21 protein-coding genes and 1 riboswitch are annotated in these 26,485 nt (G+C 58.0%); of the genes, 14 read left to right on the forward strand and 7 right to left on the reverse strand.

The annotated features are described in order from the left end of the window. Positions 1-167: 167 nt before the first annotated feature. A complete protein-coding gene (gene priA, locus AB6T85_RS21205) occupies positions 168-2,366 on the reverse strand; it encodes a primosomal protein N' (RefSeq protein ID WP_369896588.1) in 2,199 nt (732 codons plus the stop codon). A gap of 215 nt (positions 2,367-2,581) precedes the next feature. On the opposite strand from priA, the gene rpmE reads away from it, so the two are divergent. Beyond that, a complete protein-coding gene (rpmE, locus tag AB6T85_RS21210; RefSeq protein ID WP_024966154.1) occupies positions 2,582-2,794 on the forward strand; it encodes a 50S ribosomal protein L31 in 213 nt (70 codons plus the stop codon). A gap of 84 nt (positions 2,795-2,878) precedes the next feature. On the opposite strand, the gene metJ is transcribed toward rpmE, so the two are convergent. Next, positions 2,879-3,196, reverse strand: coding sequence for a met regulon transcriptional regulator MetJ (metJ, locus tag AB6T85_RS21215; protein ID WP_125290568.1), 318 nt, complete (start codon positions 3,194-3,196; stop codon positions 2,879-2,881). 244 nt (positions 3,197-3,440) lie between these two features. Here metJ and metB point away from each other — a divergent pair, with 244 nt between their 5' ends. From metB to AB6T85_RS21235, 4 genes are all read left to right on the forward strand, one after another. Further along, a complete protein-coding gene (gene metB, locus AB6T85_RS21220; protein WP_253457108.1) occupies positions 3,441-4,601 on the forward strand; it encodes a cystathionine gamma-synthase in 1,161 nt (386 codons plus the stop codon). A 2-nt stretch (positions 4,602-4,603) separates the two neighbouring features. Continuing rightward, complete coding sequence (locus AB6T85_RS21225) at positions 4,604-7,033, forward strand: bifunctional aspartate kinase/homoserine dehydrogenase II (RefSeq protein ID WP_369896589.1); 2,430 nt, start codon at positions 4,604-4,606, stop codon at positions 7,031-7,033. Between the two features lie 267 nt (positions 7,034-7,300). After that, positions 7,301-8,203: a methylenetetrahydrofolate reductase gene (gene metF / locus AB6T85_RS21230; RefSeq protein ID WP_253457115.1), complete on the forward strand. Its 903-nt coding sequence runs from the start codon at positions 7,301-7,303 to the stop codon at positions 8,201-8,203. A gap of 88 nt (positions 8,204-8,291) precedes the next feature. Beyond that, on the forward strand, positions 8,292-8,870 hold the full coding sequence (locus AB6T85_RS21235) for a hypothetical protein (protein ID WP_253457119.1): 579 nt from the start codon (positions 8,292-8,294) through the stop codon (positions 8,868-8,870). Positions 8,871-8,908: 38 nt separating this feature from the next. Here the strand turns inward: AB6T85_RS21235 and ppc are convergent, their stop codons facing one another. Together ppc and argE are read right to left on the reverse strand one after the other, a co-directional pair. After that, positions 8,909-11,560: a phosphoenolpyruvate carboxylase gene (ppc, locus tag AB6T85_RS21240; protein ID WP_301252495.1), complete on the reverse strand. Its 2,652-nt coding sequence runs from the start codon at positions 11,558-11,560 to the stop codon at positions 8,909-8,911. Between the two features lie 237 nt (positions 11,561-11,797). Then, the gene (argE, locus tag AB6T85_RS21245; RefSeq protein WP_253457124.1) at positions 11,798-12,949 is read right to left on the reverse strand and encodes an acetylornithine deacetylase; all 1,152 of its coding nucleotides are present in this window, start codon (positions 12,947-12,949) and stop codon (positions 11,798-11,800) included. A gap of 171 nt (positions 12,950-13,120) precedes the next feature. Between argE and argC the strand changes: the two genes are divergently transcribed. From argC to argH, 4 genes are all read left to right on the forward strand, one after another. After that, positions 13,121-14,125, forward strand: coding sequence for an N-acetyl-gamma-glutamyl-phosphate reductase (gene argC / locus AB6T85_RS21250; RefSeq protein ID WP_369896590.1), 1,005 nt, complete (start codon positions 13,121-13,123; stop codon positions 14,123-14,125). A 15-nt stretch (positions 14,126-14,140) separates the two neighbouring features. Beyond that, positions 14,141-14,917, forward strand: coding sequence for an acetylglutamate kinase (gene argB, locus AB6T85_RS21255; protein WP_253457130.1), 777 nt, complete (start codon positions 14,141-14,143; stop codon positions 14,915-14,917). A gap of 19 nt (positions 14,918-14,936) precedes the next feature. Continuing rightward, entirely contained in the window at positions 14,937-16,151 is a 1,215-nt protein-coding gene (locus AB6T85_RS21260) for an argininosuccinate synthase (RefSeq protein ID WP_125290558.1), read from the forward strand. Positions 16,152-16,230: 79 nt separating this feature from the next. Beyond that, entirely contained in the window at positions 16,231-17,604 is a 1,374-nt protein-coding gene (argH, locus tag AB6T85_RS21265; RefSeq protein WP_253457133.1) for an argininosuccinate lyase, read from the forward strand. 98 nt (positions 17,605-17,702) lie between these two features. On the opposite strand, the gene AB6T85_RS21270 is transcribed toward argH, so the two are convergent. Beyond that, positions 17,703-18,434: a glutathione peroxidase gene (locus tag AB6T85_RS21270; RefSeq protein WP_369896591.1), complete on the reverse strand. Its 732-nt coding sequence runs from the start codon at positions 18,432-18,434 to the stop codon at positions 17,703-17,705. A 135-nt stretch (positions 18,435-18,569) separates the two neighbouring features. On the opposite strand from AB6T85_RS21270, the gene oxyR reads away from it, so the two are divergent. After that, positions 18,570-19,487 (forward strand): DNA-binding transcriptional regulator OxyR, encoded by a 918-nt coding sequence (gene oxyR / locus AB6T85_RS21275; RefSeq protein WP_253457136.1) that lies wholly within the window; start codon positions 18,570-18,572, stop codon positions 19,485-19,487. Here oxyR and sthA read toward each other — a convergent pair. After that, complete coding sequence (sthA, locus tag AB6T85_RS21280) at positions 19,470-20,870, reverse strand: Si-specific NAD(P)(+) transhydrogenase (RefSeq protein ID WP_253457139.1); 1,401 nt, start codon at positions 20,868-20,870, stop codon at positions 19,470-19,472. The genes oxyR and sthA overlap by 18 nt on opposite strands. Positions 20,871-21,063: 193 nt before the next feature. Here sthA and fabR point away from each other — a divergent pair, with 193 nt between their 5' ends. Together fabR and AB6T85_RS21290 are read left to right on the forward strand one after the other, a co-directional pair. Further along, positions 21,064-21,705: an HTH-type transcriptional repressor FabR gene (fabR, locus tag AB6T85_RS21285; RefSeq protein ID WP_253457141.1), complete on the forward strand. Its 642-nt coding sequence runs from the start codon at positions 21,064-21,066 to the stop codon at positions 21,703-21,705. A 9-nt stretch (positions 21,706-21,714) separates the two neighbouring features. Then, the gene (locus AB6T85_RS21290; protein WP_253457144.1) at positions 21,715-22,068 is read left to right on the forward strand and encodes a YijD family membrane protein; all 354 of its coding nucleotides are present in this window, start codon (positions 21,715-21,717) and stop codon (positions 22,066-22,068) included. A 50-nt stretch (positions 22,069-22,118) separates the two neighbouring features. Here AB6T85_RS21290 and trmA read toward each other — a convergent pair whose 3' ends face one another. Further along, positions 22,119-23,219, reverse strand: a complete 1,101-nt coding sequence (trmA, locus tag AB6T85_RS21295; protein WP_253457149.1) for a tRNA (uridine(54)-C5)-methyltransferase TrmA — start codon at positions 23,217-23,219, stop codon at positions 22,119-22,121. Between the two features lie 126 nt (positions 23,220-23,345). Then, positions 23,346-23,518, forward strand: a riboswitch (cobalamin riboswitch). A gap of 66 nt (positions 23,519-23,584) precedes the next feature. Here trmA and btuB point away from each other — a divergent pair. Beyond that, the gene (btuB, locus tag AB6T85_RS21300; RefSeq protein WP_369896592.1) at positions 23,585-25,456 is read left to right on the forward strand and encodes a TonB-dependent vitamin B12 receptor BtuB; all 1,872 of its coding nucleotides are present in this window, start codon (positions 23,585-23,587) and stop codon (positions 25,454-25,456) included. After that, on the forward strand, positions 25,401-26,252 hold the full coding sequence (gene murI, locus AB6T85_RS21305) for a glutamate racemase (protein ID WP_125290550.1): 852 nt from the start codon (positions 25,401-25,403) through the stop codon (positions 26,250-26,252). The genes btuB and murI overlap by 56 nt, the downstream gene beginning before the upstream one ends. The last annotated feature ends 233 nt before the right edge of the window (positions 26,253-26,485 follow it).

The raw sequence follows: 26,485 nt of genomic DNA on the forward strand, positions 1-26,485 counted from the left end.
CCCGGCGTCGGCCGGAAATAAAAGGCTTTTTGTCAGCGTTATAGCCGACCCTCACCGTGAAATTAACCAATGCTAATCAATTGCGTTACTTAATTTGCATAAAAATAGTGACTTGTGCGACTTTTTTCGAGCCGGCTCGCAGCAAGAAGACGATATCGTCTGGCATTTCAGCTTTCGGTGGGATCCACATCCAGCGTCCATTTCACCTTGCGCGACTGCGGCAGCGTGCCCATCAGCGGCAGCGTAGCCTTAATCAGCCGCTGCAGCAGCGCGCGGGAAGGATGCTGGAGCAGCAGCTGCCAGCGGTAGCGCCCGCCTCGTTTAGGCTGAAGCGCCGGCACCGGGCCCATAACCCAGAACGCTTCATCCTTAAGCGGGCTGGCTTCCAGCAGATTGCGCAGCTGCTGTAAAAAGAGCGCGGACTGCTGGTTATCGTGATCCTCCGAGCGGAACAGCGCGTGGCTGGTGAACGGCGGCAGAAACACGGTTTTCCTTTCGACCAGCGCCTGCTGCGCAAAAGCGTCGTAGCCCTGATGCAGCAGCGTTTGCAGAAGGGGATGTTCAGGATGATGGGTTTGCAGCATCACTTCGCCCTGTTTCCCGGCACGTCCGGCACGCCCGGCCACCTGGGTATAAAGCTGGGCGAAGCGCTCGGCGGAGCGGAAGTCGGCGGAAAACAGCGCGCCGTCGACATCCAGCAGCGAAACCAGCGTCACGTCAGGAAAGTGGTGGCCTTTTGCCAGCATCTGCGTGCCCACCAGGATCCTGGCGCCGCCACGATGAACGTCGGCCAGATGTTGTTCAAGCGCGCCCTTGCGGCTGGTGGTGTCGCGGTCGATGCGGGACAGCGGCACGCCGGGAAACAGCTCGCCCAGGTTTTGCTCCAGCTGTTCGGTGCCCAGGCCGACCGGCACCAGATGCGTCGAGCCGCACTGGGGGCACTGGTGCGGAATAGGGCGCTGGCTGTCGCAGTGGTGGCAGCGCAGCTGGCGGTGGTGCTGATGCAGCGTGTAGTAGCGGTCGCAGCGCTGGCATTCGGCTATCCAGCCGCACTCGTGGCAGAGCATGGCCGGAGAAAAGCCGCGTCGGTTTAAAAACAGCAGCACCTGATTATCCGCCTGCAGATGCTGCCCTATCTTTTTGATCAGCATCGGCGACAGGCCGCCCTGAAGCTTCACGCCTTTCAGGTCGATCAGCTGCTGCGTCGCCTGACGCGCGTTGCCCGCACGCTTGCTGAGGTTCAGCTGACGATATTTGCCCATCTGCACGTTGTGCAGCGTCTCCAGCGCGGGCGTGGCGGTTCCCATTACAATCGGGATATCTTCCTGACGGGCGCGAAAAACAGCCAGATCGCGCGCCTGATAGCGCCAGCCTTCCTGCTGCTTGTAGGAGCTGTCGTGCTCTTCATCGATAATAATCACGCCCAGCTGCGCAAAAGGCGTGAACAGCGCCGAGCGGGTGCCGATAACGATGGCCGTTTCACCCTGACGGGCGCGCAGCCATACCGCCAGCCGCTCGCTGTCGTTCAGCGCGGAGTGCAGCACGTCTACCGGCGCGTCAAAGCGCTCGCGGAAGCGGGCGATGGTTTGTGGCGTCAGGCCGATTTCCGGCACCAGCACCAGCGCCTGCTTGCCGCTGGCCAGCACGTTCTCCAGCACGCTCAGGTAGACTTCGGTTTTGCCGGAGCCGGTGATGCCGGCCAGCAGCCAGGCAGCGAAATGGTCGTCTTCGGCCCGGATAGCGCCGACCGCCGTGGCCTGTTCGGTGTTCAGCCGCAGCCGTTCGCCTTTGACGGCGTAATGCGTTCGCCAGTCCTGCGGCGCGCGCTGCTGCGTCTGGAGATCGCATAATCCTTTGGCGCGCAGGGCCTGAAGCGTCGCATCGGTAATGTCGTGCTGGCCGATTTCATGGCGATAGAGATTACGCTGGCGCAGCGCCGCCAGCGCCTGCTGCTGTTTCGGCGCGCGCTTCAGGCTTTCCGGGGCGGTTTCCCGACCGGTTTCCGTGATAAACCACTGCCAGAGCGGCGCTTCCCGCGCGGGTTTCCCCTGGCGCAGCAGCACGGGCATGGCGTGAAACAGCACTTCGCCCAGCGGATAGTGATAATAGTCCGCCGCCCACAGCAGAATGCGCCACAGCGAAGCGGGATACAGCGACTCGTCGTCCAGCATTTCATAAACGGGCTTCAGCTGATCGAGGGGAAAGTCGCTGGTATCCGCAAGCCCCACCACCACGCCGACCGCTTTGCGCTTGCCAAACGGCACGCTGACGCGCGCGCCCGGCACCGCCGCAGGCAGATGCGCAGGCAGCAGATAGTCAAAGTTGCGGGCAAGCGGAACGGGCAGAGCGACCTGAACGACGGGCATGAATTTATCCGGATGAAATTATGAGCGGGATAGTGTACACTGTGTCTTCCTGAATGTGCGGATTCGATTGCAGCGAGCGGTTATTTTCTGTATAGTTCGCCGCCGTTGATACGGCATTTTGGTATCAAATCACCTGAATTATTAATCTTCGTGTGGTGCCGGTGCAGGGTTTTCCTGGCACGGGAGAGCGACACGGCCTTAACTGAGGTTTTCCCATGAAAAAAGGTATTCACCCAAATTACGCTGAAGTTACTGCTAAATGTTCTTGCGGTAACGAAATCAAAACCCGCTCAACCGTGGGTCATGACCTGAACCTGGACGTGTGCGGCAAATGCCACCCGTTCTACACCGGCAAGCAGCGTGACGTTGCCAGCGGTGGTCGTGTTGACCGCTTCAACAAGCGTTTCAGCATCCCAGGCAGCAAATAAGTCGCCTGCACGAAGCGGATACCGTTTCGGATGCAATAAAAAACCCAGCTTCGGCTGGGTTTTTTTATATCTGCGAAAAAGCGCTCAATATTCCCAGGTATCGGGATCGACGCCCATTTCCCGCATGATCGCTTTGGCGGCTTCCGGGATTTCGTCGCTGCGCTCTTTACGCAGATCGACATCATCCGGCAGAGGCTGGCCGGTAAAAGCGTGCAGAAACGCTTCACACAGCAGCTCGCTGTTGGTGGCGTGACGCAGGTTGTTAACCTGACGACGGGTACGCTCGTCGGTCAGAATTTTTAAAACTTTTAACGGGATGGATACCGTAATTTTTTTTACCTGCTCGCTCTTTTTACCGTGCTCAGCGTAAGGGCTGATATATTCGCCATTCCATTCAGCCATGGGTTACCTTAGTCATCATTAATATTTACTGTGCCGAAATTCAGCTAATTATGCCCGAAGTTGGGCGGCGCCACACCGTATTGCGCCCACTTTTTCCAGGGAGCAAAAAGGTAATATTACCGGTTATTGACAGATTGCTCAATCTATACGCAAAGACATTTAGAAGTCCAGATGTATTGACGTCTATCTGTTCCCTGTTATGCTGATGGCTCTTCTTTCTTTCTCCTGCAGGAATTTATGCACCATGACGCGTAAACAGGCAACCATCGCGGTACGCAGCGGCTTGAATGATGACGAACAGTATGGCTGCGTTGTCCCGCCAATCCACCTCTCCAGCACCTATAACTTTACCGATTTCAACGAGCCTCGGGCGCATGACTACTCACGTCGCGGTAACCCTACCCGCGATGTTGTCCAGCGCGCGCTGGCCGAGCTGGAAGGCGGCGCCGGTGCGGTGATGACCAATACCGGCATGTCGGCGATCCACCTGGTTTGTACCGTCTTCCTGAAGCCGGGCGATCTGCTGGTGGCGCCGCACGACTGCTATGGCGGCAGCTATCGCCTGTTTGACAGCCTGAGCAAGCGCGGCGCGTATCGCGTGAAGTTTGTCGATCAGGGCAACGAAGCGGCGCTGCACGCCGCGCTGGCGGAAAAACCGAAGCTGGTGCTGGTAGAAAGCCCGAGCAATCCGCTGCTGCGCGTGGTGGATATTGAGGCTATCTGTAAGGCGGCGGCAGAAGCGGGCGCGGTTAGCGTGGTGGATAACACCTTCCTTAGCCCGGCGTTGCAAAACCCGCTGGAGCTGGGCGCCGATCTGGTGATCCATTCCTGCACGAAATACCTTAACGGCCACTCCGACGTGGTGGCGGGCGCGGTAATTGCCAAAGATCCCGAGCGGGTGAAAGAGCTGGCCTGGTGGGCGAATAATATCGGTGTAACCGGCGCGGCTTTCGACAGCTATTTACTGCTGCGCGGCCTGCGCACGCTGGCGCCACGTATGGCGGCCGCACAGCGCAACGCGCTCGCCATCGTGGATTATCTGAAACAGCAGCCGCTGGTTAAAAAGTTGTATCATCCTTCACTGCCGGAAAACGCGGGCCATCAGATTGCCGCCCGCCAGCAGAAAGGCTTCGGCGCGATGCTCAGCTTTGAGCTGAACGGCGACGAGCAGACGCTGCGTCGTTTCCTGAAGGCGCTGGAACTGTTCACGCTGGCCGAATCGCTGGGCGGCGTGGAAAGCCTGATCTCCCATACTGCTACCATGACCCATGCGGGCATGTCGGCAGAGGCGCGCGCGGCGGCAGGTATTTCGGAAACGCTGCTGCGGGTTTCCGTAGGGATTGAAGATCACGAAGATTTAATTGCCGATCTGGATAATGCATTCCGGATAGCGGCTAAGAGGTAAGCATGAGTCATTCAGCAGTGGCAGCAGGCGCGCGTCAGCTGCATAAATTCGGGGGCAGCAGCCTTGCCGACGCCAAATGTTACCTGCGGGTAGCGGGGATCATGGCGGAATACAGCCGTCCCGGCGACGTGATGGTGGTGTCCGCCGCAGGCAGCACCACCAATCAGCTGATTAGCTGGCTGAAGCTGAGCCAGAGCGACCGTCTGTCGGCGCATCAGGTGCAGCAGGCGCTGCGACGCTACCAGAGCGAGTTAATCAGCAGCCTGCTTCCGGCACAGACGGCGGACGGGCTGATCGGCGAATTCATTCGCGATCTGGAAAAGCTGGCCGCTCTGCTGGATGGCAAAATAACCGAAGCCGCCTACGCGGAAGTGGTGGGACACGGTGAAATCTGGTCGGCACGGCTGATGGCGGCCGTGCTTCAGCAGCAGGATATGGCGGCGAGCTGGCTGGACGCGCGGGAATTTCTGCGCGCCGAGCGGGCCGCCCAGCCGCAGGTGGATGAAGGAAAATCCTGGCCGCTGCTGCAACAGCTGATTGCCCAGCATCCGGGCGAGCGGCTGGTGGTGACCGGCTTTATCAGCCGCAACGACGCGGGTGAAACCGTGCTGCTGGGCCGTAACGGCAGCGACTATTCCGCCACGCAGATCGGCGCGCTGGCCGGCGTGTCGCGCGTCACCATCTGGAGCGACGTAGCGGGCGTTTACAGTGCGGATCCGCGCAAGGTGAAAGACGCCTGCCTGCTGCCGCTGCTGCGGCTGGATGAGGCCAGCGAGCTGGCGCGCCTGGCCGCGCCGGTGCTGCATACCCGTACGCTACAGCCGGTTTCCGGCAGCGATATTGACCTGCAGCTGCGCTGTAGCTACCAGCCGGAACAGGGCTCGACCCGCATTGAGCGCGTGCTGGCTTCCGGCACGGGCGCGCGGATTGTCACCAGCCACGACGACGTCTGCCTGATTGAGTTCCAGGTGCCGCCGCAGCACGATTTCGCCACGGCGCAGAAAGAGATTGAACGACTGCTTCAGCGCGCGCAGCTGCGTCCGCTGGCGACCGGCGTTCATCCCGATCGCCACCTTTTACAGCTTTGTTATACCTCGGAAGTGGTGAACAGCGCGCTGACGCTGCTGCAGGACGCGGGCATTCCCGGACGCCTACAGCTGCGGGAAGACATGGCGCTGGTCGCGCTGGTGGGCGCAGGCGTCTGCCGCAATCCGCTGCACAGCCACCGTTTCTGGCAGCAGCTGAAGGATCAGCCGGTTGAATTTATCTGGCAGTCGGAAGAGGGCATCAGCCTGGTCGCCGTGCTGCGCGTCGGGCCGACTGAACATCTGATCCGCGGTCTGCACCAGTCGCTGTTCCGCGCGGAAAAACAGGTCGGCCTGATGCTGTTCGGCAAGGGCAATATCGGCTCCCGCTGGCTGGAACTTTTCGCGCGCGAGCAGGAAACGCTATCGGCGCGGACGGGATTTGAATATGTTTTAGCCGGCGTGGTCGACAGTCGTCGCAGCCTGCTGAACTACGAAGGGCTGGACGCCAGCCGCGCGCTGGCCTTCTTTGATGACGAGGCGGTGGAGCGGGACGAGGAGTCGCTGTTCCTGTGGATGCGCGCGCACCCGTTCGACGACCTGGTGGTGCTGGACGTGACCGCCAGCGAGCAGCTCGCCGATCAGTATCTGGATTTCGCCAGCCACGGTTTTCACGTGATTGGCGCGAACAAAGTGGCCGGGGCGTCAAGCAGCGACCGCTATCGTCAGATCCGTGACGCCTTCGCTAAAACCGGCCGCCACTGGCTTTACAACGCCACCGTCGGTGCCGGGCTGCCGGTTAACCACACCGTGCGCGATCTGCGTGAAAGCGGCGACAGCATTATCGCCATCAGCGGCATCTTCTCCGGCACGCTTTCCTGGCTCTTTTTGCAGTATGACGGCACCGTGCCGTTTACCGAGCTGGTGGATCAGGCATGGCAGCAGGGGCTGACCGAACCGGATCCGCGCGTCGATCTTTCCGGTCAGGACGTGATGCGCAAGCTGGTGATCCTGGCGCGCGAGGCGGGCTACGATATCGAACCGGATCAGGTGCGCGTGGAGTCGCTGGTGCCGAAAAGCTGCGAAGGCGAGTCGGTCGATCACTTCTTTGAGAACGGCGAGGCGCTGAACGAGCAGATGCAGCAGCGCTTTGAGGCCGCACAGGAGATGGGGCTGGTGCTGCGTTACGTGGCCCGCTTTGACGCCAACGGTAAGGCGCGCGTCGGCGTCGAGGCGGTCAGGGACGATCATCCGCTGGCGGCGCTGCTGCCTTGCGATAACGTCTTTGCCATTGAAAGCCGTTGGTATCGCGATAATCCGCTGGTGATCCGCGGGCCGGGCGCAGGTCGCGACGTAACGGCAGGCGCAATCCAGTCCGACATCAACCGGCTGGCGCAGCTGCTGTAGTTTCTTTCGGGGCCGTAAAACGCGGCCCCGGCTTAAATGATAGCGCGTCATTTTTCTGTGCATTCAGCCCGATCGCGGCGGCCCTTTGATTTTCCTCACTTCTTTTTCCTGCATGAATTTCATTCAACTTTGTTGAGAATTTGTCACGCTGCGGCATCATTTATCTGTTGACGTAAAACCGCCGATCCGTCATTTTGAATGTCTGGACGTCTAAACGTATAGAAGTTCAAGGTGGGCCGTTTTCTTCCGCGATCGATGAGGTAAGCCATGAGTTTTTTCCACGCCAACCAGCGCGAAGCACTGAACCAGAGTCTGGCCGAACTGAACGGGCAGATTAACGTCTCGTTTGAGTTCTTTCCGCCGCGCAGCAGCGAAATGGAACAGACTTTGTGGCGCTCTATCGATCGTCTCGGCAGCCTGAAGCCGAAATTTGTTTCGGTTACTTACGGCGCGAACTCCGGCGAGCGTGACCGTACCCACAGCATCATCAAAGGTATTAAGGATCGCACCGGGCTGGAAGCTGCGCCGCATTTAACCTGCATTGACGCCAGCCGCAGCGAGCTGCGCGCTATCGCTCAGGATTACTGGGACAGCGGCATTCGGCATATCGTGGCGCTGCGCGGGGATTTACCGCCGGGCGGCGGCAAGCCGGAAATGTACGGCGCGGATCTGGTGGCGCTGTTAAAGGAAGTGGGCGATTTTGATATCTCCGTTGCCGCCTATCCCGAGGTGCATCCGGAAGCCAAAAGCGCGCAGGCGGATTTGATCAACCTGAAGCGCAAAATTGATGCGGGCGCAAACCGGGCTATCACCCAGTTCTTTTTCGATGTGGAAAGCTATCTGCGCTTTCGCGACCGCTGCGTAACCGCCGGGATCGACGTGGAAATCGTGCCCGGCATTCTGCCGGTTTCCAACTTCAAACAGCTGCAGCGTTTTGCCACGCTGACCAACGTGCGCGTGCCGGGCTGGATGACCAGCATGTTCGCCGGGCTGGATGACGACCCGGAAACCCGCAAAATGGTGGGCGCCAACGTGGCGATGGATATGGTAAAAATCCTCAGCCGCGAAGGCGTGAAAGATTTCCATTTCTATACGCTGAACCGTGCGGAGATGAGCTACGCCATTTGCCACACGCTGGGCGTGCGCCCGGCGGTTGCCGTGCCGGCCTGATAAGTAAAAGCCAGCTGCGGCTTCGTTTACGCGAGGCGGCATTTTTTTTATGATACCTGTTTTCCAGGGCAGGAATCATGAAGAACCCATGCAAAACATTATCAGGGAAATAAAGCGGCTGGGGATAAAAGGCTGTTTACTGATGGCCTTTTTTACCGTTGTGCCTTTGGTGGCGATGGCGTACTGGTCTGCTCTTTCGCGCAACGTCTATCTGGCCGATCCAGATAGCGTTTTCTGGATAGCTGGCGAAGTCGGCGTAGGCGCCGCCTTAGTCATTACCTTAGTGGCCGTCATCTTTTTTCACCATCGCCTGACGCTGCGGCAGCTCCCTAAACTTTTTATCTGTAGCGCTTTTATGATCGGCGTGTTCTCGTTGCAGCTGCCCTCCGCTCTGGTTCGCTATCTTCCCCATCAAAGCAGTCAATATCTCACGGAGTATGACGTCTCTTTTCCCGGCCCGAGCCGGGGAAAATCGGGCCGTTGCGAAATGGGGCTGTGGCTTAAGGATCGTCACCTTAACCGCTGGATACAGTTTTGCAGCAGCAGGGCCTGGCTGGCTGAACATTGCGAAAGAGGCATGGACAGAATGGAAGTGGTGGAAGAGGTCAATAAGTATGGCGTCAGGGTCGTCAACTTCTGGTGCGCGTGGTCGCCCATTAAACCATAAGGGCGTTCATATCCGGCAGATATGAACGCCCTGTACCGTTAGCCCGTATTACGCATGCCCGCCGCGACGCCGGCTATTGTCACCATCAGCGCCTGCTCAACGCGCGGATCCGGCTCTTCACCATTGGTTTCCTGTAGGCGGGAGCGGTGCAGCAGCTCGGCCTGCAGTACGTTCAGCGGATCGGTATAAACGTTACGCAGCGCGATGGATTCGGCAATCCACGGCTGGTCGGCCATCAAATGCGCATCGTTGGCAATGGTCAGCACCGCTTTGATATCGGAATCCAGCTGGTCGCGCAGCTGCCTGCCCAGCGGCCACAGCGTCTGGTCCACCAGCCGCTGATCGTAATATTCCGCCAGCCAGAGATCGGCTTTGGAAAATACCATTTCCAGCATCCCCAGACGGGTGGAGAAGAACGGCCAGTTGCGGCACATCGCCTCCAGCTGATCCTGATGACCCGCCTGCATCGCTTTTTGCAGCGCCGCGCCCGCGCCCAGCCAGGCAGGCAGCATCAGGCGGTTCTGCGTCCAGGCGAAGATCCACGGTATCGCGCGCAGCGACTCGACGCCGCCGCTGGGGCGCCGCTTGGCCGGACGGGAGCCCAGCGGCAGTTTGCCCAGCTCCTGTTCCGGCGTGGCCGACCGGAAATAGGGCACGAAGTCGGCGTTTTCACGCACGTAGCCGCGATACATCTCGCAGGAGTCGGCGGAAAGCTGATCCATAATGCCGCACCAGGCCGCTTCCGGTTCCGGCGGCGGCAGCAGGTTGGCTTCAAGGATGGCGCCGGTGTAAAGCGTCAGGCTGCTGATGGTGACTTCCGGCAGGCCGTATTTAAAGCGGATCATTTCGCCCTGCTCGGTCACGCGCAGGCCGCCTTTCAGGCTGCCCGGCGGCTGGGAAAGCAGCGCCGCGTGGGCCGGCGCGCCGCCACGGCCAATGGTGCCGCCGCGTCCGTGGAACAGCGTCAGCGCGATACCGGCTTTTTCGCAGGTTTTAATCAGCGCATCCTGGGCCTGATACTGGGCCCAGCTGGCGGCCATCACGCCCGCGTCTTTTGCCGAATCGGAGTAGCCAATCATCACCATCTGCTTGCCCTGGATAAAGCCGCGATACCAGCCGATATCCAGCAGCTGACGCATCACGTCGTTGGCGTTGTTCAGGTCGTCCAGGGTTTCAAACAGCGGCGCCACCGGCATGGCGAAAGGAATGCCCGCCTCTTTAAGCAGCAGATGCACCGCCAGCACGTCGGAAGGCGTTTTCGCCATTGAGATCACGTAAGCGGCAATGGAACCTTTCGGCACTTCCGCCGCCACGCGGCAGGTATCCAGCACCTCCTGCGTCTCGGCGCTCGGCTCCCACTGACGCGGCAGCAGCGGGCGTTTGGAACTCAGCTCGCTGATCAGAAACGCCTGTTTATCGGCTTCCGACCAGCTGGCGTAGTCGCCCAGGCCTAAATAGCGGGTGACTTCTGCAATAGCGTCGGTGTGGCGCGTGCTCTCCTGACGCAGATCGATGCGCACCAACGGCACGCCGAAGCACTTGATGCGGCGCAGCGTGTCCAGCAGCTGGCCGTTGGCGATAATCCCCATACCGCAGGCCTGCAACGACTGGTAGCAGGCGTAGAGCGGATCCCAAAGCTGTTCGTTGGCAATCAGCAGGTTATCGGGACGCGCAGGCCGCTCGCCCTTCAGGCGGCGCTCCAGATACGCCTGGGTCGCCAGCAGCTGGGCGCGCAGGTTTTTCATGATTTCGCGGTAAGGCTCCAGCGCCTCCGGGTTGCCGCACAGCTCGCGGACTTCCGGCGTACACTCCGACATCGACAGCTCGGAAACCAGCACGGCGATATCGCGCAGGAACAAATCGGTGGCTTTCCAGCGGCTTAGCTGCAGCACGTGGCGGGTGATTTTAGCCGTCACGTTCGGGTTGCCGTCGCGGTCGCCGCCCATCCAGGAGGTAAAGGTCACCGGCACAAAATCTACCGGCAGCTTAACGCCAAACGACGCCTCTACCTGCTCGTACAGCTCGCGCAGAAAGGCCGGGACGCCTTCCCACAGGCTGTTTTCCACCACCGCGAAGCCCCACTTGGCTTCATCGACCGGCGTCGGGCGATATTTACGGATTTCATCGGTATGCCAGGCCTGCGCAACCAGCTGGCGCAAACGACGCATAATCTGCGATCGGTCGTAGTCGGAAAGATCGTTGTGATCCAGCTGTTTCAGACAGCTGTTGACCTCGACCAGCTTGTGGATCAGCGTGCGGCGGGTGATCTCCGTCGGGTGTGCGGTCAGCACCAGCTCCAGAGAAAGCGATTCGATAGCCTCGCGAATTTTGGCTTCCGTCAGGTTGGGCTGCTGCTTCAGGCGCTCGAAGGTTTTCGCCAGCAGCTCCTGGTGATTGGCGCCTTCGCCCTTGGGCGATATGGTGTGGTACTGCTCGGCGACGTTGGTCAGGTTCAGAAACTGGCTGAAGGCGCGCGCCACCGGCAGCAGTTCGTCATTGGATAAATTTTGCAGCGTGGTAAGCAGCTCTTTACGGTGGGCGTCGTTTCCCGCGCGGGAAGACTTGGAGAGCTTACGGATGGTTTCCACCCGATCCAGGATGTTCTCGCCAAGCGCATCCTTAATCGTATCCCCGAGCAGTTTGCCGAGCATACTGACATTACTTCGCATTGCGGAATATTGTTCGTTCATATGACCCCTGACCGTTATTTTTATCACTCTCTACCGTCGCCGGTATAACATTGCCTTTTATCTAGCCACGTTCCCGTCCATCCGTCAATTGACTTAAACGTGTGCGAACCTGTCGCTAACTTGCGGTAATTTAAGAAATTTAACAGCGACGCAGCGAGATAAGTTATTCTTATCGAGAAACAAATGATAAAGCCGGGGTAAAAGGCCGTTTTACTGGCTAAATGCCCCGCTTTTCACTCAGTGATTGCAAAAATGCTGTACGACCTGCGTAATCAATTCGCGGGTAGGTTTAATAAAAGCGGTATCAAGATATTCATCCGGCTGGTGCGCCTGGTTAATCGAACCTGGCCCTAACACCAGCGTCGGGCACAGTTCCTGAATAAACGGCGCTTCGGTGCAGTAGTTCACGATGCTGGTTTCCGTGCCCAACAGCTTTTCCACCACTTTGACCAGCCGATGATCGGCCGGACATTCATAGCCGGGGATCGGCGGATGCAGCTGGCTGACGTTGACGCGGCCCGGCCAGCGTTCGCTGACGGGCGCCAGCGCCTCGTTAATCAAGCCTTCCAGCTCGTTCAGCGTCAGGCCCGGCAGCGGCCGCAGATCCATATGCAGATCGCAGCAGGCGCAAATGCGATTTGCCGCATCGCCGCCGCTGATATGGCCAAAGTTCATGGTGGGATAAGGAATGGCAAAACCGTCGTGACGATAGCGCGTTTTCAGCGTGTCGCGCAGCGCCATCAGCTGCGTGATGGACTCATGCATCAGCTCAATGGCGTTGACCCCGCGTGAAGGATCGCTGGAATGGCCCGACTGGCCTTCAATGCGGATCACGTTCGACATATGGCCTTTGTGCGCCCGTACCGGCTGTAGCGAGGTAGGCTCGCCGATAATGGCGCAGTCGGGCCGCACTGTGGCGTTTTCAGAGAAATATTTCGCGCCCGCCATCGTGGTTTCTTCATCGGCGGTCGCCAGCACGTAGAGCGGTTTCGCCAGCTTTTTCACGTCAACATCGCGCAGCGCATCAAGGATAAAGGCGAAGAAGCCTTTCATATCGGCGGTGCCCAGGCCATACAGCTTGTTATCGTGTTCGGTTAACGCAAAGGGATCGCGCGTCCAGCGACCATCGTCGAACGGCACGGTGTCGCTGTGACCAGCCAACAACAGGCCGCCAGCGCCGCTGCCGGTACGGGCCAGCATATTAAATTTATGGCGCGTGCCGGGAACCGGCTGCACTTCCACCTCAAAGCCAATATCGCGGAACCAGCCTGCCAGCAAACTGATTAAAGCTTCATTACTCTGATCCATCGCGCTGTCGGTGGCGCTGATGGACGGCGTGGCGATCAACTCACGGTAAAGCTCAATAAAAGGCGGTAATTTTGTCTTCACTGTTGACAGTCCTTGCGTTAGGATAGTATCAATATTCATGCATTAATAGTGAATAAAAATACATTAATGGCGTGGGGATGGAAACCAGATTTCCTGCATAACCGGCGCTAACCGCGTGGGAATACGGCGTGAAGCCGTCACCCGAAACCCGAGACCGTTATAAGGTGTCCGATGTTAAATACGCTGATTGTTGGTGCCAGTGGCTATGCTGGCGTAGAGCTTGCGACCTACCTGAACCGTCACCCTCAGGTGAACATAACCGCTTTAGCGGTATCAGCGCAAAGCCCTGACGCCGGAAAATTGCTTTCCGATCTGCATCCGCAGCTGAAAGGCATCCTGGACATGCCGCTGCAGCCGCTGACAAGCGCGGCAGAGTTCGCCGACAAAGTGGACGTGGTGTTTCTGGCGACGGCGCACGAAGTCAGTCATGACCTGGCGCCTGAATTCCTGGCCGCCGGCTGCGTGGTGTTCGATCTGTCAGCCGCGTTCCGCGTCAACGAAGAGAGCTTCTTCACCGACTATTACGGCTTCCCGCATCAGCATAAAGCGTGGCTGGCAAAGGCCGTGTATGGCCTGGCCGAATGGCAGCAGAGCCAGCTAAAAGAAGCGCAGCTGATTGCCGTGCCGGGCTGCTACCCGACCGCCGCGCAGCTGGCGCTGAAGCCGCTGATTGCGGCGGATCTGCTGAACGAAGCGCAGTGGCCGGTGATCAACGCCACCAGCGGCGTCAGCGGCGCAGGACGCAAAGCGTCCGTGACCACCAGTTTCTGCGAGGTCAGCCTGCAGCCTTATGGCATTTTCACCCATCGTCACCAGCCGGAAATCGCCGCGCATCTTGGCGTGCCGGTGATCTTCACGCCGCACCTGGGCAACTTCCCGCGCGGCATCCTGGCCACCACCACCTGTCGGCTGAAGGCGGGCGTAACGCGTGAAGACGTGGCGGAAGCGTTCCATAACGCCTATCACGATAAGCCGCTGGTGCGTGTCTATGATAAAAGCGTGCCGTCGATCAAAGGCGTGGTCGGCCTGCCGTTCTGCGATATCGGCTTTGCCGTGCAGGGCGAGCACGCGATTATCGTCTCGGCGGAAGATAATCTGCTGAAAGGCGCGTCGTCGCAGGCGGTGCAGTGTATGAATATTCGTTTCGGCTTCCCGGAAACGCAGTCGCTTATTTAATCAGTGAGAAAGCCCATGACCAATCCTTTAATTATTAAACTCGGCGGCGTGTTGCTGGATAGCGAAGAGGCGCTGGCGCGCCTGTTTGACGCACTGGTGGCGTACCGCGAAACCCATCAGCGCCCGCTGCTGATCGTTCACGGCGGCGGCTGCCTGGTCGACGAGCTGATGAAGAAGCTGGCGCTGCCGGTGAAAAAGAAAAACGGCCTGCGCGTCACGCCAGCCGATCAGATCGACATCATTACCGGCGCGCTGGCGGGCACCGCCAATAAAACGCTGCTGGCCTGGTCGAAAAAACACGGTATTGATGCCGTTGGCCTGTGCCTGGGCGACGGCGGCAGCGTCAACGTGGCGGCTTTTGATGAAGAGTTGGGCCACGTGGGCCAGGCGACACCGGGCAATCCCAAACTCATTACTACGCTGCTGGAAGCAGGCTACCTGCCGGTGATCAGCTCTATCGGCATCACCGAAGACGGCAAGCTGATGAACGTCAACGCCGACCAGGCCGCCACCGCGCTGGCCTCGACGCTGGGTGCCGATCTGGTGCTGCTCTCCGACGTCAGCGGCATTCTGGACGGCAAAGGCCAGCGCATCGAAGAGATGACGACGGCGCTGGCGGAACAGCTGATCGCCCAGGGCATCATTACCGACGGCATGATTGTTAAAGTCAACGCCGCGCTGGATGCCGCCCGCACGCTGGGCCGTCCGGTCGATATCGCCAGCTGGCGTCATGCCGAACAGCTACCAACCCTATTTAACGGCGTGTCGATTGGCACCCGGATCCTCGCTTAACCGGTTCAAGGAAATGACAATGCAAGATAAAAGCATCAAAAAAATCGTTCTGGCTTACTCTGGCGGTCTGGATACCTCCGCGATTATTCCGTGGCTGAAAGAGAACTACGGCGGCTGTGAAGTGGTCGCTTTCGTGGCCGATATCGGCCAGGAGCGTGGCGATCTGGAAGGCGTTGAGCAGAAAGCGCTCCAGTCCGGCGCTTCCGAATGCCACGTAGTGGATCTGCGTGAAGAATTCATCAGCGATTACGTCTATCCCGTGCTGCAAACCGGCGCGCTGTATGAAGGTACTTATCTGCTGGGCACGTCGATGGCGCGTCCTATTATCGCCAAAGCGCAGGTTGAGCTGGCGCTGAAAGTCGGCGCGGATGCGCTGTGCCACGGCGCAACCGGTAAAGGCAACGACCAGGTGCGTTTCGAAACCACCTACACCGCGCTGGCCCCACAGCTGAAAGTGGTTGCGCCATGGCGCGAGTGGAACCTGCGTTCCCGTGAGGCGCTGCTCGACTATCTGAAAGAGCGCAACATCCCGACCACCGCGTCGCTGGAAAAAATCTACAGCCGTGATGAAAACGCCTGGCATATTTCTACCGAAGGCGGCGTGCTGGAAAGCCCGTGGAATGCGCCAAACAAAGACTGCTGGGTCTGGACTGTCGATCCGCTGGAAGCGCCGGACCAGCCTGAGCAGGTGACGGTATCCGTGGAGAAAGGCCGCGTGGTTGCCGTAAACGGCGAAGCGCTAAGCCCGTTCGGCTGCCTGGAAAAACTGAACGTTATCGGCGCGAAACACGGCGTGGGCCGTATCGATATCGTCGAAAACCGTCTGGTGGGCATCAAGTCTCGCGGCTGCTACGAAACCCCTGGCGGCACCATTATGGTCAACGCGCTGCGTGCGGTTGAGCAGCTGGTGCTGGATCGCGACAGCTTCAAATGGCGCGAACAGCTGGGCCACGAGATGTCCTACGTGGTTTACGACGGCCGCTGGTTCGCGCCGCTGCGTAAATCCATTCAGGCCGCTGCCGAATCGCTGGCGGAAGAAGTCAACGGCGAAGTGGTGCTGCAACTTTATAAAGGTCAGGTTACGGCGATCCAGAAGAAATCCGCCAACAGCCTCTACTCAGAAGAGTTTGCGACCTTCGGCGAAGATGAAGTGTACGACCATCGTCACGCGGGCGGCTTTATCCGTCTGTTCTCGCTCTCTTCACGCATTCGTGCGCTGAACGAGAAAAAGTAAGCCGGTATTTAGCCTGGCGAAATAAGGCGGCGCAGGCCGCCTTTTAAAGAAAACTCAACGAATTTAAGGGAGCACTGACATGGCACTTTGGGGTGGACGGTTTACTCAGGCAGCAGATCAACGTTTCAAACTGTTTAATGACTCGCTGCGCTTTGACTATCGTCTGGCAGAGCAGGACATTGTCGGGTCCGTAGCCTGGTCCAAAGCGCTGGTGACGGTCAATGTTCTGACTACAGAAGAGCAGCAGCAGCTGGAAACCGCGCTGAACGTGCTGCTTGAGGAAGTACGCGCTAATCCGCAGCAGATCCTGGAAAGCGATGCGGAAGATATTCACAGCTATGTTGAAGGCAGGCTGATTGAGAAAGTCGGCGCGCTCGGCAAAAAGTTGCATACCGGCCGCAGCCGTAACGATCAGGTCGCCACCGATCTGAAGCTCTGGTGCAAAGCGCAGATCGGCGAGCTGCTGATCGCCACGCGTCAGCTACAGCAGGCGCTGGTGGCCACGGCAGAAGCGAACCAGGACGCGGTCATGCCGGGCTACACCCATTTGCAGCGCGCGCAGCCGGTGACCTTTGCGCACTGGTGCCTGGCTTATGTCGAGATGCTGGCGCGGGATGAAAGCCGCCTGCAGGATACGCTGAAGCGTCTGGACGTCAGCCCGCTGGGCTGCGGCGCGCTGGCCGGCACGGCTTATGAAATCGACCGCGAGCAGCTGGCCGGCTGGCTGGGCTTTGCCTCCGCCACGCGCAACAGCCTGGACACCGTTTCCGACCGCGATCACGTGCTGGAGCTGCTTTCCGACGCCTCTATCGGCATGGTGCATCTTTCCCGCTTCGCCGAAGATCTGATTTTCTTCAATACCGGCGAGTCAGGCTTTGTCGAGCTGTCCGATAAGGTTACCTCCGGCTCTTCGCTGATGCCGCAGAAGAAAAACCCGGACGCACTGGAGCTGATCCGCGGCAAGTGCGGCCGCGTGCAGGGCGCGCTGACCGGCATGATGATGACGCTGAAAGGCCTGCCGCTGGCCTACAACAAAGATATGCAGGAAGACAAAGAAGGCCTGTTCGACGCGCTGGACACCTGGTCCGACTGTCTGCATATGGCCGCGCTGGTGCTGGACGGCATTCAGGTGAAGCGTCCGCGCTGCCAGGAAGCGGCAGAGCAGGGCTATGCCAATGCGACCGAGCTGGCTGACTATCTGGTAGCTAAAGGCGTCCCGTTCCGCGAAGCGCATCATATCGTGGGCGAAGTCGTGGTGGCGGCAATTGGCAAAGGCGTGGCGCTGGAAGCGCTAAGGCTGGAAGAGCTGCAACAGTACAGCAAGGTGATTGGCGAAGACGTCTATCCAATCCTGTCGCTGCAATCCTGTCTGGACAAGCGTAATGCGAAGGGTGGCGTTTCGCCGCATCAGGTGTCGCTTGCGATTACCGACGCGAAAAATCGCCTGGCGTAAGCAAAAAAAAGGCGGGCATCAGGCCCGCCAACTAATTTCGACTTATATTTTTATTTTAGGCACATAAGAGGGCGGGCGATGGCTCGCCTTCTTAATTCTTAGGCTAAAAAGAACTGTTCCAGATCGTCGCTGCCGCCGATGTGGCGTCCGCCGATAAAGATCTGAGGAACGGTCGCACGGCCGGTTACAGCGCGCAGGCTGACGGTGGTGGCATCCTGGCCCAGCACGATTTCTTCGTACTGAATACCGCGATCCAACAGCATCTGCTTGGCTTTAGCGCAGAACGGGCAGCCCGGCTTGGTGAACAGGGACACGGACTCCTGCACCTTAAATTCCGGTGCCAGATAGCGCAGCATGGTGTCGGCATCAGACACTTCAAACGGGTCGCCCGGCTTGTTTGGTTCAACAAACATTTTCTCTACCACGCCGTTACGAACCAGCATGGAGTAGCGCCATGAGCGCGGGCCAAAGCCCAGATCCGCTTTCTCGACCAGCATTTCCATGCCGCGAGTGAAATCGCCGTTGCCATCCGGGATAAAGGTAATGTTGTTAGCGTGCTGATCGGCTTTCCACGCGTTCATAACGAAGGTGTCATTGACCGATACGCACAGAATATTGTCCACGCCGTGTTTTTTGAAAACGTCTGACAGCTCGTTATAGCGTGGCAGATGGCTCGATGAACAGGTTGGCGTAAACGCGCCTGGCAAAGAGAACACGATGACAGTTTTGTCTTTAAACAGCTCATCAGTCGTGACGTCTACCCAGCTGTCGCCCTGGCGCGTATGAAAAGTGACCTGCGGGACTGACTTACCTTCCTGACTTGCAAACATAAACTACCTCTTGATTAGGGGTAAAAGTGACTCATCTCTCGAACGGGTGACATTATTATCATCCGGGCTTGATAGGGCTAATCGTTGATTGCTATTCTATCTATCGCCATGAACTATCGTGGCTCGGAGGAAAAGATGAATATTCGCGATCTTGAGTATCTGGTAGCGTTGGCTGAACATCGGCATTTCCGACGGGCAGCTGATTCCTGCCACGTCAGTCAACCTACGCTCAGCGGTCAGATCCGCAAGCTGGAAGATGAACTGGGCGTTATGCTGTTAGAACGCACCAGCCGTAAAGTGCTTTTCACTCAGGCTGGCCTGTTGCTGGTCGACCAGGCGCGCACCGTGCTGCGCGAGGTCAAGGTGCTGAAAGAGATGGCCAGCCAGCAGGGCGAGGCGATGTCCGGACCGCTGCATATCGGGCTGATCCCGACCGTGGGACCTTATCTGCTGCCGCAGATTATCCCGACGCTGCACAAAACCTTTCCCAAGCTGGAGATGTATCTGCACGAGGCGCAAACGCAGCAGCTGCTGGCGCAGCTGGACAGCGGCAAGCTCGACTGCGCGATCCTGGCCCTGGTGAAAGAGTCAGAAGCCTTTATCGAGGTGCCGCTGTTTGATGAGCCGATGAAGCTGGCGATCTATCAGGATCATCCGTGGCACGACCGCGATCGCGTACCGATGTCGGATCTGTCTGGCGAGAAGCTGCTGATGCTGGAAGACGGCCACTGCCTGCGCGATCAGGCAATGGGCTTTTGCTTTCAGGCCGGGGCAGACGAAGACACGCATTTCCGCGCCACCAGCCTGGAAACGCTGCGTAATATGGTGGCGGCAGGCAGCGGCATCACGCTGCTGCCCGCGCTGGCGGTGCCGAAAGAGCGCGTGCGCGACGGCGTTTGCTATCTGCCGTGCTACAAGCCGGAACCGCAGCGCACCATCGCGCTGGTGTACCGGCCAGGCTCGCCGCTGCGCGGCCGCTATGAGCAGCTGGCAGAGGCGATCCGCACCCATATGCAGGGCTATATGAACAGCGCGTTAAAACAGGCGGTTTAACCCGTTCAGCGCGGCCACGCGGTAGGCTTCGGCCATGGTGGGATAGTTAAAGGTGGTATTCACGAAGTATTCAATCGTGTTGCCGCCGTTTTTCTGCTCCATGATGGCCTGGCCGATATGAATGATCTCGGCAGCGCGTTCGCCAAAGCAGTGGATCCCCAGGATCTCTTTGGTTTCACGGTGGAAAAGGATCTTCAGGCTGCCGACGTTCATCCCCACAATCTGTGCGCGCGCCAGATGCTTAAACTGCGCCCGACCCACTTCGTAAGGCACCTTCATCGCCGTCAGCTGCTGCTCCGTTTTGCCCACCGAACTGATTTCCGGAATGGTATAAATACCGGTTGGGATATCCTCAATCAGGTGCGCGTTCGCTTCGCCTTTCATCAGCGCCTGAGCGGCAATGCGGCCCTGATCGTAAGCGGCAGAAGCCAGGCTTGGATAGCCGATCACATCGCCTACGGCATAAATATGCGGCTGGGCGGTCTGATACATGCTGTTGACCTTCAGCAGGCCACGGCCGTCCGCCTCCAGCCCGACGTTTTCCAGCCCCAGCGCATCGGTATTCCCGGTACGGCCGTTGGCGTACAGCAGGCAGTCGGCCTTCACTTTTTTGCCGGACTTCAGATGCATGATCACGCCGTCGCTGACGCCTTCGATTTTCTCGAACTCTTCGTTATGGCGGATAACCACGCCGCTGTTCCAGAAATGGTAGGAAAGCGAATCTGAGATTTCCTGATCGAGAAACGCCAGCAGATGATCGCGCGTGTTGATTAAATCAACTTTTACGTTCAGTCCACGGAAGATAGAAGCATATTCGCAGCCGATCACGCCCGCGCCATAAATAATCACGTGGCCAGGCTCATGATGCAGATTAAGAATGGAATCGCTGTCGTAAATGCGCGGATGGGTAAAGTCCACGTCTACCGGATGATAAGGACGCGAGCCGCAGGCGATAACAAATTTCTCAGCGGTCAGTCTTTCCACGCTGCCGTCGTGCGTAACGATTTCGATAGTGTTGGCGTCAACGAAACGGGCGTCGCCCTGATACAGTTCGCAGCGGTTGCGCTCGTAAAAGCCCTGACGCATCCGCGTTTGCTGACTGATAACGTTTTCCGTATGGTTCAGAATGTCAGCAAAAGAAGAGCGCAGCAGGCGGGTGTGATCGCTGTAAAGCGGATTCTGGTTAAATTCGATAATGCGGCTGACGGCGTGGCGGAGTGCTTTTGATGGAATGGTTCCCCAATGGGTACAACCGCCGCCGATATTGTGATAACGCTCGATAACGGCAATGCGCGCGCCCTGTTTAACCAGGCCCATCGCCGCGCCTTCGCCGCCAGGACCGGAACCAATCACGATGGCGTCGTAATCATAAGACTGTTGCATACCAATACGTCCTATATTCTTATACAAATTTTCAACTTTATTCTAACATCTCGTGAGCGGGTTCCCAATTTTAACTGTTCAATTTGCCATTTATTGACAAAGCGGAAGGTTAACAGGCGTACACAAAGTTGATACCGCTGTACGCTGAAAAGTTTGATATAGTGCAAATCTGGCAGGCAAAACAGGCACAAACATGGGCGTCAGAGCGCAGCAAAAAGAACGGACACGGCGTTCGCTGATCGAAGCGGCATTCAGCCAACTGAGTGCCGAGCGGAGTTTTGCCAGCCTGAGCCTGCGGGAAGTCGCCAGGGAAGCGGGCATCGCGCCGACTTCCTTTTATCGTCATTTTCGCGATGTTGACGAGCTTGGGCTGACAATGGTGGATGAGAGCGGCCTGATGCTGCGCCAGCTGATGCGCCAGGCGCGTCAGCGTATCGCTAAAGGCGGCAGCGTTATCCGCACCTCGGTGTCCACATTTATGGAATTCATCGGCAATAATCCCAACGCTTTCCGCCTGCTGTTGCGTGAACGCTCCGGCACGTCGGCCGCGTTTCGCGCCGCGGTAGCCCGTGAAATCCAGCATTTTATCGCCGAGCTGGCGGACTATCTTGAAGTTGAAAATCGTATGCCGCGCAGCTTTACCGAAGCGCAGGCGGAGGCGATGGTTATTATTGTCTTTAACGCCGGGGCCGAGGCGCTGGATATCGACGTGGCGCAGCGACGCCAACTGGAAGAGCGGCTGGTGTTGCAGCTACGGATGATCTCTAAAGGCGCTTACTACTGGTATCGACGCGAACAGGAGCGGCTGGCGGTGTCGCCAGGCGCCCATGATTAGGAGAGTGAGATGAGTTTAGCGACTGGCCGGGACAAGGGTACGCTGCTGCTGGCCTTTCTGACCGGGCTATCCATTAACGGCTCGTTTTCGGTGCTGTTCAGTTCGATAGTGCCGTTTTCCGTTTTCCCGCTTATCGCGCTGGGCCTTTCCGCCTGGTGCCTGCATCAGCGCTATCTTAACCGCGCGATGCCGGACGGCATGCCTTCTCTCGCCGCTGCGTTTTTCCTGCTCGGCATCCTGGTTTACAGCGCTATCGTCCGCGCGGAATATCCTGAAATCGGTTCTAACTTTGTGCAGACTATTTTGATGGTTGCGCTAATTTTCTGGATTGGCCTGAAGCTGCGGGCGCGCAGAGGCGGCTAACGCCCGACGGTGCAATAAAAAGAGCGATGCCTGGCATCGCTCTTTTGCGTTTAGCGCCGCGTCAGCAGAACGCCGCACTCCATATGATGGGTATAGGGGAACTGGTCAAACAGCGCCAGCCGTTCAACGTCATGGGTGGCGGAAAGCGTAGCCAGATTGTCGCACAGCGTCTGCGGGTTGCAGGAGATATAAAGGATGCGCGGGTAAGCCTGCACCATTTTTACCGTCTCTTCATCCAGCCCGCTGCGCGGCGGATCGACAAAGATAGTCTCGCACTCGTAGCTGCTGAGATCGATGCCTTCCAGACGGTTAAACTGGCGCGTGCCGTTCATCGCCTGGGTAAACTCTTCTGCCGCCATGCGGATAATCTGCACGTTTTCAATATTGTTGACGGCAATATTGTACTGGGCGGAAGCGACCGATGGTTTGGCGATCTCCGTAGCCAGCACGCGACGGAAATTGCGTGCCAGCGCTAAAGAGAAGTTGCCGTTGCCGCAGTAGAGTTCCAGCAAATCGCCGCTGGCGTCTTTTGTCACGTCCAGCGCCCACTCCAGCATTTTAATGTTCATCGCCGCGTTCGGCTGGGTAAAGCTGTTCTCTACCTGACGATAGATCAGCTCTTTTCCGGCTACCGGTAAACGCTCGTCCACAAAATCCCGATCCAGGCAGATTTTGGTTTTAGTGGCGCGGCCAATCAGATGCAGATCGAAGCCTTCCGCACGCAGCTCGTCACGCAGCGCCGTGGCCGCCTGCTGCCATTCATCCGTCAGCGCGCGATGGTAAAGCATGGAAACCACAATCTGCTTGCTCAGCGTGGAGAGATAATCAATCTGGAACAGCTTATGGCGCAGCACCGGCTTATCGCGCACGGCGTCAATCAGGCGAGGCATCAGCTGATTGATCAGTTCACTGGCCGCCGGAAAGCTGTCGACGCGGATACGCTGGCGCGTCTGCTGGTCAAAAATAATATGGTAGAGGTCGTCGCCGTCGTGCCAGATCCGGAACTCAGCGCGCATACGGTAGTGGCTGACTGGCGAACGGAAAACTTCGACATCCTGTGCGGTAAAAGGAACCATCAGCGTTTGCAGACGGGCTACTTTCTCTTCCAGTTGGGCATCGTAGTGTTCGATCGGCAGCTGTTCGGGAGTCATGGTCATTCCTGGGTTAAGGGCCTTAAAAGCCCTGCGATTGTAGGCATCCGCCGCGTAATGTCCAGCGTTGTCCGGTGCTGGCATCGTTTGGATGCGCGGGCGTCTGGAATTCTGTATGGGTTAACCATAAAATGCGCTGCCGGCCTTTCAATAAGTTAAAAGGGAATCCAGTGCAAAGCTGGAGCTGACGCGCAGCGGTATGGAATGTCGTCGTGGGTGCCTGACACTGTCTTTGGATGGGAAGTCTGCACCGTTTCATGATTCCGAGCCCGAAGACCTGCCGGTGATTACGTCGCAACTCCTACGAGCGCGTTCTTTCTCGTATGCCTGCGGCATCTGCATGATCTACCGGATGCTCTGACACCATGATAACGAAACCGAAGCTGTTCGCCTTCAGCGCTACGGCACTTTCCCTCTGGGCGCAATATGGCTTTGCGCAGGATGCCGACAGCACGTTGGTCACCACCGCAAACCGTTTTGCACAACCCGTTTCCTCCGTGCTTGCGCCCACCACGGTCGTCACGCGCGAGGAGATAGATCGCTGGCAGTCGAAAAGCGTTGCCGATGTGATGCGTCGGCTGCCGGGCGTGGATATCGCGCGCAACGGTGGGCTGGGGCAGCAAACCTCGCTGTTTATTCGCGGCACCAACTCCAGCCACGTGCTGGTGCTGATTGACGGCATTCGCCTGAATCAGGCCGGCATCAGCGGCTCTTCCGACCTCAGCCAAATCCCGATCTCGCTGGTGCAGCGTATTGAATACGTGCGCGGCGCGCGCTCGGCCGTTTATGGCTCTGATGCGATTGGCGGCGTGGTTAACATTATTACCGGGCGGGAAAAACCGGGCACGACCTTAACGGCCGGAGTCGGTTCAAACGGCTATCAGGCTTATGACGGCGCCACGCAACAGATGCTGGGGGAAAACACGCGTGTGACCCTGGCGGGTAACTATACCTATACCAAAGGGTATGATGTGGTGGCGAACTATCCGGATGCTTCAGGCAACGAGCGGCAGAAAGATCGCGATGGCTTTATGAGCAAAACGCTTTACGGCGCGATTGAACAGCAGATCAATGACGAGTTCAGCGGTTTCGTGCGCGGCTACGGCTACGACAACCGCACGGCCTACGATGGCTACTCTACCTATGTTAAGCCGGATACCTATGTCGATACGCGTCAGCTTTACAGCCAGACGTGGGATGGCGGCCTGCGCTTCAATAACGGGCTTTACTCTTCTCAGCTTGTCGCCAGCTATAGCCACTCTAAAGATTACAACTACAGCCCAGGCCTGGGACGGTATGACGGATCCGCTACGTTAGACGACTCGCAGCAGTACAATCTGCAATGGGGCAATAACATTGTGGTAGGCAACGGCAGCGTTAGCGGCGGCGTCGACTGGCAGAAGCAAACCATCGAGCCCGGCACGGCCTACGTTACCGACAGCCACGAAGTAACAAATACCGGCCTTTATGCAACAGCCCAGCAGGCGTTCGGTTCACTGACGCTGGAAGGCGCGGTGCGCGGCGACGATCATGCCGAGTTTGGCTGGCATAACACCTGGCAAACCAGCGGCGCATGGGAGTTCGCAGAAGGCTATCGCGTTATCGCCAGCTATGGAACGGCCTTTAAGGCGCCAACCATCGGCCAGCTTTACGGCTCCTTTGGCGGCAACAGCGATCTCGATCCGGAGCAAAGCAAGCAGTGGGAAGGGGGCTTCGAAGGCCTGACCGGCCCGGTTACCTGGCACGTGTCGGGCTATCGCAACGATATCGATAGTCTGATCGACTACAGCAACGTAACCAGCAGCTACTACAACGTGAATAAAGCCACGATTAAAGGCGTGGAAACCACGGCGTCGTTTGATACCGGCCCCGTCAGCCACACGCTTTCCTATGACTATACGGATGCGCGTAACGGTGAAACCAACGAAATCCTCTTGCGTCGCGCCAAACAGCAGGTGAAGTATCAGCTTGATTACACCCTGTATGCCTTCGACTGGTCGCTCAGCTATCAATATCTGGGCCAGCGCTACGATAAAGAGTATTCACAGGATGTCAGCGGCAAAATTGTGAAGCTTGGCGGCGTCAGCTTATGGGATCTCGCGGTTTCGTATCCGGTCACATCCCGGCTGACCGTTCGTGGTAGAATAGCCAACCTGTTTGATAAAGATTACGAGACAGTTTATGGCTATCAAACTCCAGGAAGGGAGTATTACCTCAGCGGCAGCTACACCTTCTAATCCGCGACCCACCGTGCTGGTGTTTGATTCCGGCGTCGGTGGGCTTTCCGTCTGCGAAGAGATCCGGCAGCTGCTGCCGGATCTGCACTATATCTACACCTTTGATAACGTTGCCTTCCCCTACGGTGAAAAAAGCGAAGCTTTTATTGTTGAACGCGTGCTTGAAATCGTGACCGCCGTTACGCGTCTGTATCCGCTGTCGCTGGTAGTTATCGCCTGCAACTCGGCCAGCACCGTTACGCTTCCCGCCCTGCGCGAACGTTTCAGTTTTCCTGTCGTCGGCGTGGTGCCGGCAATTAAACCCGCTGCGCGCTTAACGCGTAACGGCGTAGTCGGCCTGCTGGCGACGCGAGGGACGGTAAAGCGTCCTTATACCCATGAGCTGGTTAAGCGCTTCGCCGGTGAATGCAAAACGGAAATGCTGGGTTCCGCAGAGCTGGTGGAGCTGGCGGAAGCCAAGCTGCAGGGTAAAGAGGTGCCGCTGGAGCAGGTAAGACAGATCCTGCAACCCTGGCTGCGGATGAAAGAGCCGCCCGATACGGTGGTGCTCGGCTGCACGCACTTCCCTTTATTGGCGGATGAACTGCAACAGGTATTGCCTGAAGGGACGCGATTAATCGACTCCGGCGCGGCTATCGCGCGTCGCACCGTCTGGCTGCTGGAAAATGAGTCGCCAAAAGTCTTCTCCGAAGAAAGTAATCTGGCCTTTTGTCTGGCAATGACGGAGCAGGCAGTACAATTAATGCCCGTTTTACGGCGTTATGGCTTCGAAAAGCTCGAAAAACTGGCGCTTTAGCCCGGCTTTGCATAAAAAAACAACGGTCGGAAAATTTTTTAAAAATAGGGGTTGTCAGCCGTCAGAAACTCCCTATAATGCGCCTCCACTGACACGGAACAACGGCCTGACGGTCACCGGGTCAGAAGGTTCAGGAAGCTGAATCGCCGGAGAAAACTTCTGAAAAAGTGGTTGACTCTGAAGGAGGAAAGCGTAATATACGCCACCTCGCGGCAGGAAGCGAAAGCACTGGC

The sequence above is a fragment of the Erwinia aeris genome (genome assembly GCF_041224955.1).
Classification (GTDB): Bacteria; Pseudomonadota; Gammaproteobacteria; order Enterobacterales; family Enterobacteriaceae; genus Erwinia; species Erwinia aeris.

Coding starts and splice junctions, on each gene's coding strand:
- priA (WP_369896588.1), bottom strand. CDS start 2,366: ATGCCCGTCGTTCAGGTCGCTCTGCCCGTTCCGCTTGCCCGCAACTTT.
- rpmE (WP_024966154.1), top strand. CDS start 2,582: ATGAAAAAAGGTATTCACCCAAATTACGCTGAAGTTACTGCTAAATGT.
- metJ (WP_125290568.1), bottom strand. CDS start 3,196: ATGGCTGAATGGAATGGCGAATATATCAGCCCTTACGCTGAGCACGGT.
- metB (WP_253457108.1), top strand. CDS start 3,441: ATGACGCGTAAACAGGCAACCATCGCGGTACGCAGCGGCTTGAATGAT.
- AB6T85_RS21225 (WP_369896589.1), top strand. CDS start 4,604: ATGAGTCATTCAGCAGTGGCAGCAGGCGCGCGTCAGCTGCATAAATTC.
- metF (WP_253457115.1), top strand. CDS start 7,301: ATGAGTTTTTTCCACGCCAACCAGCGCGAAGCACTGAACCAGAGTCTG.
- AB6T85_RS21235 (WP_253457119.1), top strand. CDS start 8,292: ATGCAAAACATTATCAGGGAAATAAAGCGGCTGGGGATAAAAGGCTGT.
- ppc (WP_301252495.1), bottom strand. CDS start 11,560: ATGAACGAACAATATTCCGCAATGCGAAGTAATGTCAGTATGCTCGGC.
- argC (WP_369896590.1), top strand. CDS start 13,121: ATGTTAAATACGCTGATTGTTGGTGCCAGTGGCTATGCTGGCGTAGAG.
- argB (WP_253457130.1), top strand. CDS start 14,141: ATGACCAATCCTTTAATTATTAAACTCGGCGGCGTGTTGCTGGATAGC.
- AB6T85_RS21260 (WP_125290558.1), top strand. CDS start 14,937: ATGCAAGATAAAAGCATCAAAAAAATCGTTCTGGCTTACTCTGGCGGT.
- argH (WP_253457133.1), top strand. CDS start 16,231: ATGGCACTTTGGGGTGGACGGTTTACTCAGGCAGCAGATCAACGTTTC.
- AB6T85_RS21270 (WP_369896591.1), bottom strand. CDS start 18,434: ATGTTTGCAAGTCAGGAAGGTAAGTCAGTCCCGCAGGTCACTTTTCAT.
- oxyR (WP_253457136.1), top strand. CDS start 18,570: ATGAATATTCGCGATCTTGAGTATCTGGTAGCGTTGGCTGAACATCGG.
- sthA (WP_253457139.1), bottom strand. CDS start 20,870: ATGCAACAGTCTTATGATTACGACGCCATCGTGATTGGTTCCGGTCCT.
- fabR (WP_253457141.1), top strand. CDS start 21,064: ATGGGCGTCAGAGCGCAGCAAAAAGAACGGACACGGCGTTCGCTGATC.
- AB6T85_RS21290 (WP_253457144.1), top strand. CDS start 21,715: ATGAGTTTAGCGACTGGCCGGGACAAGGGTACGCTGCTGCTGGCCTTT.
- trmA (WP_253457149.1), bottom strand. CDS start 23,219: ATGACTCCCGAACAGCTGCCGATCGAACACTACGATGCCCAACTGGAA.
- btuB (WP_369896592.1), top strand. CDS start 23,585: ATGATAACGAAACCGAAGCTGTTCGCCTTCAGCGCTACGGCACTTTCC.
- murI (WP_125290550.1), top strand. CDS start 25,401: ATGGCTATCAAACTCCAGGAAGGGAGTATTACCTCAGCGGCAGCTACA.